The organism is Streptomyces sp. NPDC002690 (assembly GCF_053592415.1).
On the sequence record NZ_JBSFVR010000283.1, the window covers coordinates 1 to 9,921 of the forward strand.

Genomic DNA, 9,921 nt, shown 5'->3' on the forward strand with positions numbered 1-9,921 from the left:
CGGGGACGGGGGCCGTGAGCACGACCTCGGCCGCCACCCCGGACGACGCGGCGCTCGGCGACGGCTTCTACTGGGCCTTCGCACCGGTCGGCAAGACACGCCGTGCCCGCGCGCCTCGACCGCGTGCAGCAGCGCCTGGACTGCAGCGGGCGCCGCGGGGCCCACCCCCTGCTGGGCCACCCGGGCGAGCTGGACGGCCTCGCGGCCGTGCCCGAGGTAGACCGCCTGCCGGCTCATGGTGATCAGCACATAGCTGCCGTAGGCGCGGTCCCCGGCTGCCTGGGCGAGCCGCAGGGCCTGGACGAAGTACCGCTGCGCCAGTCCGTGCGCGGCGATGTCGTACGAGGTCCACCCGGCGAGCCGGGTGAGGTCGGCCGCCGCCGCGAAGAGCCGGCGGCCGGTCGTCTCGGTGTAGCTGCCCCGGAGCATGGGCTCGGCCTCGTGCTCCAGGTAGCGGATCAGAGCCTGGCGGGCGTGACCGCCGCCGTAGGCGTGGTCGAGCGAGCGGAAGAGCTCGCCGACCGAGCGCAGCGCCGCCACGTCGCCGTTGCCGACGCGCTGCCCGGGCCCCCGCTCGGTCTGCCGCTGGCGGGGCACCACGGGGCGCGGGGTGCCGGGGTTTCCGGCGGAGGGCGTACCCGTGCCGCCGTCCGCCGCGCCGCCCGGCCCGTGGCCGGGGGCGGGGAGGGGGGTGGAAGTGGGAGCGGGGCGCTGACCACCGATCCAGGCGCCGGGGGCCTGGCCACCGGGGCCGCCCTGGCCGTGCGGGGCGCTCGTGCGGGTGCCGGAGCGCGCTTCGCCGTGCGGGCCGGAGGCGGGAGCGGCGCCGGGCCCCTGGGGCGCGGCGGGTGCCGGGAGATCGCCCCGGGAGACGGACTCGTCGGCCTGACCGATCAGCCAGTCCCGGCTCGGCACCACCAGTCCGGCCGGGGTGAAGGCGATCTTGCGCAGGTCCGCCTGGTTGCCGGAGTCCTTGCGCCAGAGTCCGCTGACGATGTCGACGGCCTCGGCCGGGGTCGCCGCGAACTCCAGCCCCGCGTACACGGGCGCGCACGCGTCCAGCCCGAGGTCCTGGGCGGTGAGCCGGCGTCCCAGGCGCCGGGTGAAGACCTCGGCGATCAATGCGGGTGTCGTCCCCCGCGGTTGCTGGCCACGCAGCCAGCGGGTCACCGAGGTCTTGTCGTACCGCAGGTCGAGGCCGTGCTCCAGCCCCAGCTGGTCCACCCGGCGGGCCAGGCCCGCGTGGGAGAAGCCGGCCTCCGAGATGAGTGCGGCGAGTCTGCGGTTCGGGGGGTGCGGGGTGCGCTGCGGGGGTCGTTCCGACATCTGCGGTGCGGTCTCCTGCCTTGCCTGGGCCGGGCGTGGCAGCCCTTGGGGAACGGCGTGAATTTAGCGGCCCTCGGAGCGGCCCCGGCCAGGTTCGCTCCATGTTCATCCGATCGTGTGAGGAGTGACGGTCACGCTGACGGGATGACCTGCCGGACGGTCCGGCCCCGGACGGTCGTACAGTGATTCGGGCGCGATCAGTGCACGGTGACGACGGGCGGAGGTACCCCTCCGGGCCGGCGTCACCACGAGTAGGGAGGCATCGCCGTGAGCGAGCTGCGTTTCGTCCGGCTGGGGTTCGGCACGGAGGCCGTCGAGTACCAGGAAGCCTGGCAGAAGCAGCGCGAGCTGCACGCCGCCCGGTTCGAGGACACCGTCCCCGACACCTGCCTGCTGCTGGAGCACCAGTCCGTCTACACGGCGGGCCGGCGCACCACCGACAGCGAGCGGCCCCTGGACGGCACCCCGGTCGTCGACGTGGACCGCGGCGGAAAGATCACCTGGCACGGTCCGGGTCAGCTCGTCGGCTACCCGATCCAGAAGCTGCCGCGCCCGGTCGACGTCGTCGCCCACGTGCGCCGGCTGGAGGAGGCGCTGATCCGCGCCGCCGCCGAGTTCGGCGTGGCCACCAGCCGGGTCGAGGGCCGCAGCGGGGTCTGGGTGCTGGGCGATCCGGTCGAGCAGCGGCCGTCGATCGGCGGCCTGTCCCTGGACTTCGACCCCCGGCTGACCGACGAGGAGTTCGACCCGCGGCTCAACGGCCCCGAGTACGCGCCCTCCAACGCCGGGCAGCGCCGTGAGGACCGCAAGCTGGCCGCCATCGGCATCCGGGTCGCCAAGGGCGTCACGATGCACGGCTTCTCGCTGAACGTGAACCCCGACAACACCGCCTTCGACCGGATCGTGCCGTGCGGCATCCGCGACGCGGGCGTCACCTCGCTCGCGTACGAGCTGGGACGCGACCTCACCATCGCGGACGTGCTCCCGGTCGCGGAGAAGCACCTGCGCGACGTCCTGGAGAACGCCGAGCTCGCGCCCCGCGAGGTGGCTCCCGCTCCCGCGAGCGCCTGACCGCCGGCGGCCCCGGGGATGCCGTACGGGTCCTCTCGGGTGTCCTCGGCCATGCGGTGTGGGCCGTACGGGGAATAGCCCCCGTCGGCCACAGGTTGGCCGGACGTAAGGCCGTGCGAATGACGGGCGTACCCTGGTGTTCGCCGAAGATTCCAATGCAGTGAAAGCAAAGGGGAGTGCCGGAGTGTCCGCTGTCGCACCCGACGGGCGCAAGATGCTGCGCCTGGAGGTCCGGAACAGCCAGACCCCCATCGAGCGCAAGCCCGAGTGGATCAAAACCCGGGCGAAGATGGGCCCCGAGTACAACCAGCTGCAGAAGCTCGTCAAGAGCGAGGGGCTGCACACGGTCTGCCAGGAGGCGGGCTGTCCCAACATCTTCGAATGCTGGGAGGACCGCGAGGCGACCTTCCTCATCGGCGGTGACCAGTGCACCCGGCGCTGCGACTTCTGCCAGATCGACACGGGCAAACCGCAGGCGCTGGACCGCGACGAGCCCCGCCGGGTCGGCGAGTCCGTCGTCACGATGGACCTGAACTACGCCACGATCACCGGCGTCGCCCGCGACGACCTGGAGGACGGCGGTGCGTGGCTCTACGCGGAGACCGTCCGCCAGATCCACGCGCTGACGGACGGGCGCGAGGCCGGCCGCACCAAGGTCGAGCTGCTGATCCCCGACTTCAACGCCGAGCCCGCCCAGCTGGCCGAGGTCTTCTCCTCGCGCCCCGAGGTGCTGGCCCACAACGTCGAGACGGTCCCCCGCATCTTCAAGCGCATCCGTCCGGGCTTCCGGTACGAGCGTTCGCTGGAGGTCATCACGCGGGCCCGTGAGGCCGGTCTGGTGACCAAGTCCAACCTGATCCTCGGCATGGGCGAGACCCGCGAAGAGGTCAGCGAGGCGCTCCAGGACCTGCACGACGCCGGCTGCGAGCTGATCACGATCACTCAGTACCTGCGGCCCTCCGTGCGGCACCACCCCGTCGAGCGCTGGGTGAAGCCGCAGGAGTTCGTGGAGCTGAAGGACGAGGCCGACGCGATCGGGTACTCCGGCGTGATGTCGGGCCCGCTGGTGCGGTCCTCTTACCGCGCCGGACGCCTCTTCCAGCAGGCGATGGAGGCCCGCGACGCGGCCTCCTCCGGAACGGTCGCGCACGCCGCGGCCGTGTGAATCCGAGCACAAGGCATTACCGGGTGGTAACCGCCCGTCCGATGCGGCCCGTACGCTCCCCGCAGGTGGGGGACGCGTATGGGCCGCCTCGGCGTGCGCACGGGCCGCATCAAGGTTTCATTGGTGTTTGACCGACCGGTCATGCCCTGGTAACACCAAGGGGTGACCCTGGTCCCGGAGCAGTGATCCTGGTCCGGCTCCGGAGCAGTGACCCCGGTTCCGCGGGCCTCAGTGGCCGAACCCGCTGTCGCCCTCCGCTTCCCGCACCCCGTTCCGCGCAGCGCGCGGACCGCCCCGAGAGGGAACACCGCCATGCAGGCCGCGCCGGTACGTGCCCACGCCCTTCCGACCGTCACCCACGCCCTCCGCGCCGTCGAGTCGCTGCTGCTCAGCGGCGGCCAGCGGACCGCCCGCCGCAACGCCTGGACCGCGGTCCTGGAGGACCGCCGTCGCGCCAAGGACCGGGTCGAGGCCCAGCACGTACTGGAGGCCGTTGCGGAGCACCGTTCCTCGGCCACGTAAACTTCTGTACATGGCGAGGAAGGCAAACACTGAAGGCGCGGACAGCGCCGAGAACGCGGGGCGGCTCAAGCAGATCGCCCTGACCTACAAGATGACCCGGCGGTCGGACCCGAAGATCGGTCTGATGCTCGCGGGACTGGGGATCGTCGTCTTCGGCGTCCTCCTCGCGATCGGCTTCGCGATCGGTCACCCGGTCTACCTGGGCATCCTGGGCTTCTTCGTGGCCGTCATCGCGGTACTGGTCGTCTTCGGACGGCGCGCGGAGGCTGCGGCCTTCGGCCAGATGGAGGGCCAGCCCGGTGCCGCGGCAGCGGTGCTGGACCGTATCGGGCGCGGCTGGACCACCACTCCGGCGGTGGCGATGAACCGCAGCCAGGACGTCGTGCACCGCGCGGTCGGCAAGGCCGGCATCGTGCTGGTGGCCGAGGGCAACCCGAACCGGGTGAAGAGCCTGCTGGCCGCCGAGAAGAAGCGGATGGCGCGCATCGTCGTCGATGTCCCCGTGCACGACATCATCGTGGGCGACGGCGAGGGCCAGGTGCCGCTGAAGAAGGTGCGCGTGAAGATGCTGAAGTACCCGCGCGTCCTCAGCGGCCCGCAGGTCACGGCGGCCAACGACCGGCTGCGGGCGATGGGTGACCTGATGAGCAACATGCCGCTGCCGAAGGGCCCCATGCCGAAGGGCATGCGGATGCCGCGCGGCGGAAAGACGCGCTGACCGGCACCTCGCAGCACCCCGGGCTCCATTTCACTTCTCTCGCCGCGCGGGCGCGGCACGCGGCTCCCCGTGGTTTCGCGTCCACACGTCATCTGTCATGCGTCACACGCTCACCCCAGAGGGGCGGCCCCGGACCGGGAACGGTCGGGACCGCCCCTCTTCGCGTGCCCGGGCGGGTGCGGTGGGCGGGTGCGGTGGGCGGGTGCGGTGGGCGGGTGCGGTGGGCGGGTGCGGGGTGCGGGGTGCGGGGTGCGGCTCGGCCGGGAAACGGCGCAAAAGGGGCCATGACGGCCGTACGCGTGCGTCCCGTCCACATGGTGAACGGGACGGGTCACGGTACGGATGCGGTTGTCCGGATGGCGGAACGCCTCGGGCCCGCCGCGGAGAGCCGGGGCGGCCCGGAGCGGCCACCGGGGTCGTGGCGGGCGCCGGACGGGCCCCGGGAGGGTCAGAGGCGGACCTGGACGGACCGGGAGAGCCGGTCGTGCAGTCCGCGTCCGTCGCGGTCCCAGATGAGGGCCGGGATCACCAGGAGCAGCAGCACGGTCCGAACGAGTACGCGCCCCATACCGAGCCGCCCGCCACCCTCGGAGACGAGGCGCAGGCGCAGCAGGCGCTTGCCGGGGGTGAAGCCGAGGGTGCCCACGGTCAGGAAGCTCAGGACCAGGAAGACGAGCAACGCCCAGTTACCGGCGGCCTGTTGGTCACCGCCTGCGATGAGCCCGTATGCGATCAAGAAGCAGAGCGCCCAGTCGACGAAGATCGCGCCGAAGCGGCGGCCGAGCGGGGCGACGGACCCCGGACCCTCCTCGGGCAGCCCGAGGCGCTTGCCCCGGTAGCCGAAGTCGACGCCCATGTCCTCGGCGGCGGCCTGGGGGCCGGAGAGCCACGATCCGATTGCTTGCCTGTTGTCCACCCGACCACGGTACTGCGGCCGTGTTTGCTTCCTGCCGCCCGGGGCACGGGTTGGGGCGTTGGGGTGTCCCCCACCGCGCGCCCGGTTAACTTGGGCGAAACAAATGGGTCATGCTGGGGAAATCCCGTCTGCCTAAGGTCGCCCTCAACGTGCGCCACCGCACTGGCGACACACACGAGCTACAACCCCAGCCCCTCCGGGCCGGGAGTAGGAGGAGTTGGATGTTCCAGAACGCCGACGAAGTGCAGAAGTACGTCGCGGACAACGACGTGAAGTTCATCGACGTCCGCTTCTGCGACCTGCCCGGTGTGATGCAGCACTTCACCATCCCGGCAGCGAGCTTCGACCCGGCCGAGGAACTCGCCTTCGACGGTTCGTCGATCCGCGGCTTCCAGGCCATCCACGAGTCCGACATGGCGCTCCGCGCCGACCTGTCGACCGCCCGGGTGGACCCCTTCCGCCGCGACAAGACGGTCAACATCAACTTCTTCATCCACGACCCGATCACCGGCGAGCAGTACAGCCGTGACCCGCGGAACGTGGCCAAGAAGGCCGAGGCGTACCTCGCCTCCACCGGCTTCGCCGACACCGCCTACTTCGGTCCCGAGGCGGAGTTCTACGTCTTCGACAACGTCCGCTTCCAGACGTCGGCGAACGAGAGCTTCTACCACATCGACTCCGAGGCCGGCGCCTGGAACACCGGTGCGGTCGAGAACAACCGCGGGTACAAGGTCCGTTACAAGGGCGGCTACTTCCCGACCCCGCCGGTCGACCACTTCGCCGACCTGCGTGCCGAGATCTCCCTGGAGCTGGACAAGAACGGCCTCCAGGTCGAGCGCCAGCACCACGAGGTCGGCACCGCCGGCCAGGCCGAGATCAACTACAAGTTCAACACGCTGCTCGCCGCGGCCGACGACCTGATGCTCTTCAAGTACATCGTGAAGAACGTCGCCTGGCGCAACGGCAAGACCGCGACCTTCATGCCGAAGCCGATCTTCGGCGACAACGGCTCGGGCATGCACGTGCACCAGTCGCTGTGGCAGGGCGGCGTGCCGCTCTTCTACGACGAGCAGGGTTACGCCGGCCTGTCGGACATGGCCCGCTACTACATCGGCGGCATCCTCAAGCACGCCCCGTCGCTGCTGGCCTTCACCAACCCGACGGTGAACTCCTACCACCGCCTGGTCCCCGGCTTCGAGGCCCCGGTCAACATGGTGTACTCGCAGCGCAACCGCTCCGCCGCGATGCGTATCCCGATCACCGGCTCGAACCCCAAGGCCAAGCGCGTCGAGTTCCGTGCCCCGGACCCGTCCTCGAACCCGTACCTCGCGTTCGCGGCGCTCCTGATGGCCGGCCTCGACGGCGTGAAGAACAAGATCGAGCCGGCCGAGCCGATCGACAAGGACCTGTACGAGCTGGCTCCCGAGGAGCACGCCAACGTCCAGCAGGTCCCGACCTCGCTGCCGGCCGTCCTCGAGGCGCTGGAGCAGGACAACGAGTACCTCCAGGCCGGCGGTGTCTTCACCACCGACCTGATCGAGACGTGGATCGACTACAAGCGCACCCACGAGATCGCCCCGATCCAGCTGCGCCCGCACCCGCACGAGTTCGAGCTGTACTTCGACCTCTAAGTCGGCCCTGCGTACCGGGTACGCGCCGAACCGTCGATTCGTCGACGTGACATCAGTGGCACGAACGAGGGCCGCTGCCCCTGACCGGGGTGGCGGCCCTCGTTCGTCTGCGTTTCCGGGGTCTGCCCGGGCTAAGGGCTTGCGGGGAATCAAAGTGTTGCTTCCCCGCAAGCCCTTAGAGCTCGTAACGCGATCTTGTGAATGATGGCTGGCAGGGCGTTACCGGTGTGATGATTCGGCCGTTCGTGAGGGCGTGGGTACTCGACCGTGGATCGTGGACGATGAGTTGTGGGCGCTGATCGAGCCGTTGCTGCCGCCGTGGCCGGAGCGGTCGCCGGGGCCGAGACCTGTGCCGGACCGACTCTGCCTCCAGGGCATCCTCTTCGTCCTCTACAACGACATAGCCTGGCAACTCCTGCCCCTGGAGCTGGGGTTCGGCTCGGGACAGACATGCTGGCGCCGGCTGGACCGGTGGCAGAGGGCAGGGGTCTTCGACCAGTTGCATCGGGTCCTGCTCGCGGAGCTCAACGCGGCCGGCAAACTCGACTGGTCACGTGCGTGCGTCTGCTGCTGAAAGCCGCCGGCGTCGCCTCCGTGGACCTAATCGCGCACCGCGACACCTGGGAATGGCTCACCGCCCTGGCCGTCGACCACGACCACTTCCGCACCCCGCCCTCGGTGGAGGACGTCAAGGAAGGACGCGTCCAGACCGTCCTGTCCGGCCGCTCCCTCATCGGCCTGCTCATCAAGCTGTGGGACACCCGCCACGCCACGACCCCGCTCGAAGCGGACTGGGCACTGGCCACGACCGCCTACAACCGGATCGCCGCCGAGCTCACCGGTGTCGACGGCGAAGGACAGACCATCCGCATCGTCCTGGACGACGGCCTCCCCCACGAGACCGGCGACTGACACACGGCACCACGGCCGACGGCCATCCGTGCCGGCCGTGGTGCCGCCATGGCGCAGCCGGAGGTGCTCAGGTTAGGTGCCACGCTTCCGCGACTTCCGGTTGTCGGGGCCGTCTGTCAGAGCTCGATCTTTCGGCCGCGAAGCGGTACGTCCGGACAGCCCTCGGTGTCGGCCTGGTGTGCTGGCGCGACGTGTGCGGCCCCCTGACCTGTTCGGTCAGGGGGCCGCAGGGAGCACTTGGTGGGGATCAGCTGAGCTGGTCGCCGGTGTAGCGGAAGATCTCCCCTGCGCCGTTGTGTGCCAGACGGTGCCGTCGGCGCCGGCGGCGATGTCGGTAGCGGTGCCGGGAATTTTTGACCCAGGGGTTGCCGCCGCTGGCGTCGTTGTTGGTGTACCGGTAGACGCTGCCGGCGGGGTCGACGCCCCACACGTTGGTCCGGGAGCCCACCGTGATCCGCTTCAGGCTGCCGTTGACGTCTGCCCACGGGTCGGAGGGGTCTTGGTCCCCGGTGTACTGGTAGACCCGGTTGCTGCTGTTGCCCCCCAGACGGTGCCGTCCGCCGCCGAAGTGCCCTCGTGAACGTGCTTGATGTGGTCCCAGAGGGAAACCTCATCATCGCAGGTCACAGGGCACTTCTTCGTTCCCGGAGAAGTTGCCCACAGCTATCAGGCCGGTGGATCCCGGCTGAGCTGTCGGCGTGTCACGCCGGCGTTCTATCGCGATCCGCCCCAGCGCGGCAGCGGAATACGAATACTGATCACGAAATCACACAGGCCCTAATAGACCCTGAGCGTTTTCCCGCTGGCGTAAGTCAGAGCGCCAGCCCGGATATCTGTCCCGAAAAAGCCTCCGACTGAGAGCCCGACACCGGTACCGCCCCGCGCCCAAGGTGAGCTCTTTTGGCAACAAGCGTTCGTCACGGTGACCTTGTAGTCGACGTTGTTAGGTGTGTATCCGTTGACCCAGAGGTTTTTGTCAACACCGCCATAGTGAAGTGCGACCCAGTCGCCGCTGTACCACTTGGACCCCGTGTAACTGATGGTGCACTGCACGTCTCCCCCTGCCCATACCTCTTCGGGGCATCTCGCGTTGGTAGCCCCCTGGATTCCCGCCGAGGACGCCGTCGCTTGCCCCACAAGAGGCAATGAGAGCATGGCAAGTACGGCCAGGGAAGTGATGGATTTTCTCACGACTCACCCATCTGTAGCAGACCTGTTCGGACCTGCACAGTAGGGCCAAATACCCCGTGCCCGCCTTGGGGTGCGGCAAGGCGGGCCGAAAATGCACGGAGTTTGACCGACACGGCATTGTTGAAAATCTGAGCGACCTGGCTGCGCACGCCGGCAGCTTGAGTCTTTCCGCTTCAGATGAAATCCATCGTGACGGTTCCTGCCGCGTAGTCGACACGGCGGCCATCGGCGTAGGTCCGCGTCGTGGCACTCTTCCTGACGCCCTGATCCCAATCCCTGGCCGTACGCTCATTCACGCCGACGCTTCTGGCCGCCACGGCCTGTGCGGCACCCCTGGCCCTCAGCTGTTCGTACTCGTCCCACCGCAGATGCCCTTAGAGCTCGTAACACGATCTTGCTGAATCGTCCTGGTAGGCCGTTACCGGTGTGATGATTCGGCCGTTCGTGAGGGTGTGGGTACCCGACCGTG

Annotated in this window: 9 protein-coding genes and 1 pseudogene; 7 read left to right on the forward strand and 3 right to left on the reverse strand. The window is 69.5% G+C overall.

The genetic code is table 11. The features are described 5' to 3' along the window. Positions 1-1,326 (reverse strand): regulator (locus tag ACWD3D_RS27335; protein WP_451463449.1); only part of this gene is annotated, 1,326 nt, incomplete at its 3' end. 267 nt (positions 1,327-1,593) lie between these two features. Between ACWD3D_RS27335 and lipB the strand changes: the two genes are divergently transcribed. The 4 genes from lipB (at position 1,594) to ACWD3D_RS27355 (ending at position 4,802) form a co-directional block, all read left to right on the forward strand. Further along, positions 1,594-2,397, forward strand: a complete 804-nt coding sequence (lipB, locus tag ACWD3D_RS27340) for a lipoyl(octanoyl) transferase LipB (RefSeq protein ID WP_451463450.1) — start codon at positions 1,594-1,596, stop codon at positions 2,395-2,397. Between the two features lie 184 nt (positions 2,398-2,581). Beyond that, positions 2,582-3,562, forward strand: coding sequence for a lipoyl synthase (gene lipA, locus ACWD3D_RS27345; protein ID WP_451463451.1), 981 nt, complete (start codon positions 2,582-2,584; stop codon positions 3,560-3,562). A gap of 312 nt (positions 3,563-3,874) precedes the next feature. Continuing rightward, positions 3,875-4,084: an SCO2195 family GlnR-regulated protein gene (locus ACWD3D_RS27350; protein ID WP_328722109.1), complete on the forward strand. Its 210-nt coding sequence runs from the start codon at positions 3,875-3,877 to the stop codon at positions 4,082-4,084. A gap of 10 nt (positions 4,085-4,094) precedes the next feature. Then, positions 4,095-4,802, forward strand: coding sequence for a DUF4191 domain-containing protein (locus tag ACWD3D_RS27355; protein WP_451463452.1), 708 nt, complete (start codon positions 4,095-4,097; stop codon positions 4,800-4,802). A 448-nt stretch (positions 4,803-5,250) separates the two neighbouring features. Here ACWD3D_RS27355 and ACWD3D_RS27360 read toward each other — a convergent pair whose 3' ends face one another. Beyond that, positions 5,251-5,718 carry an RDD family protein gene (locus tag ACWD3D_RS27360; protein ID WP_451463453.1) on the reverse strand — a complete coding sequence of 156 codons (468 nt, stop codon included), beginning with the start codon at positions 5,716-5,718 and terminating at the stop codon, positions 5,251-5,253. A 221-nt stretch (positions 5,719-5,939) separates the two neighbouring features. Here ACWD3D_RS27360 and glnA point away from each other — a divergent pair, with 221 nt between their 5' ends. The 3 genes and pseudogenes from glnA to ACWD3D_RS27375 all read left to right on the forward strand — a co-directional run bounded on the left by glnA (position 5,940) and on the right by ACWD3D_RS27375 (position 8,261). Continuing rightward, the gene (gene glnA, locus ACWD3D_RS27365) at positions 5,940-7,349 is read left to right on the forward strand and encodes a type I glutamate--ammonia ligase (RefSeq protein ID WP_275494565.1); all 1,410 of its coding nucleotides are present in this window, start codon (positions 5,940-5,942) and stop codon (positions 7,347-7,349) included. A 253-nt stretch (positions 7,350-7,602) separates the two neighbouring features. Next, a pseudogene (locus tag ACWD3D_RS27370) lies at positions 7,603-7,914 on the forward strand (transposase); the annotation flags it as partial. Beyond that, positions 7,908-8,261 (forward strand): hypothetical protein, encoded by a 354-nt coding sequence (locus ACWD3D_RS27375; protein WP_451463454.1) that lies wholly within the window; start codon positions 7,908-7,910, stop codon positions 8,259-8,261. The pseudogene ACWD3D_RS27370 and the gene ACWD3D_RS27375, both read left to right, overlap by 7 nt. Positions 8,262-8,508: 247 nt before the next feature. Here the strand turns inward: ACWD3D_RS27375 and ACWD3D_RS27380 are convergent, their stop codons facing one another. Further along, positions 8,509-8,862: a tectonin domain-containing protein gene (locus ACWD3D_RS27380; protein WP_451463455.1), complete on the reverse strand. Its 354-nt coding sequence runs from the start codon at positions 8,860-8,862 to the stop codon at positions 8,509-8,511. Between the last annotated feature and the right edge of the window lie 1,059 nt (positions 8,863-9,921).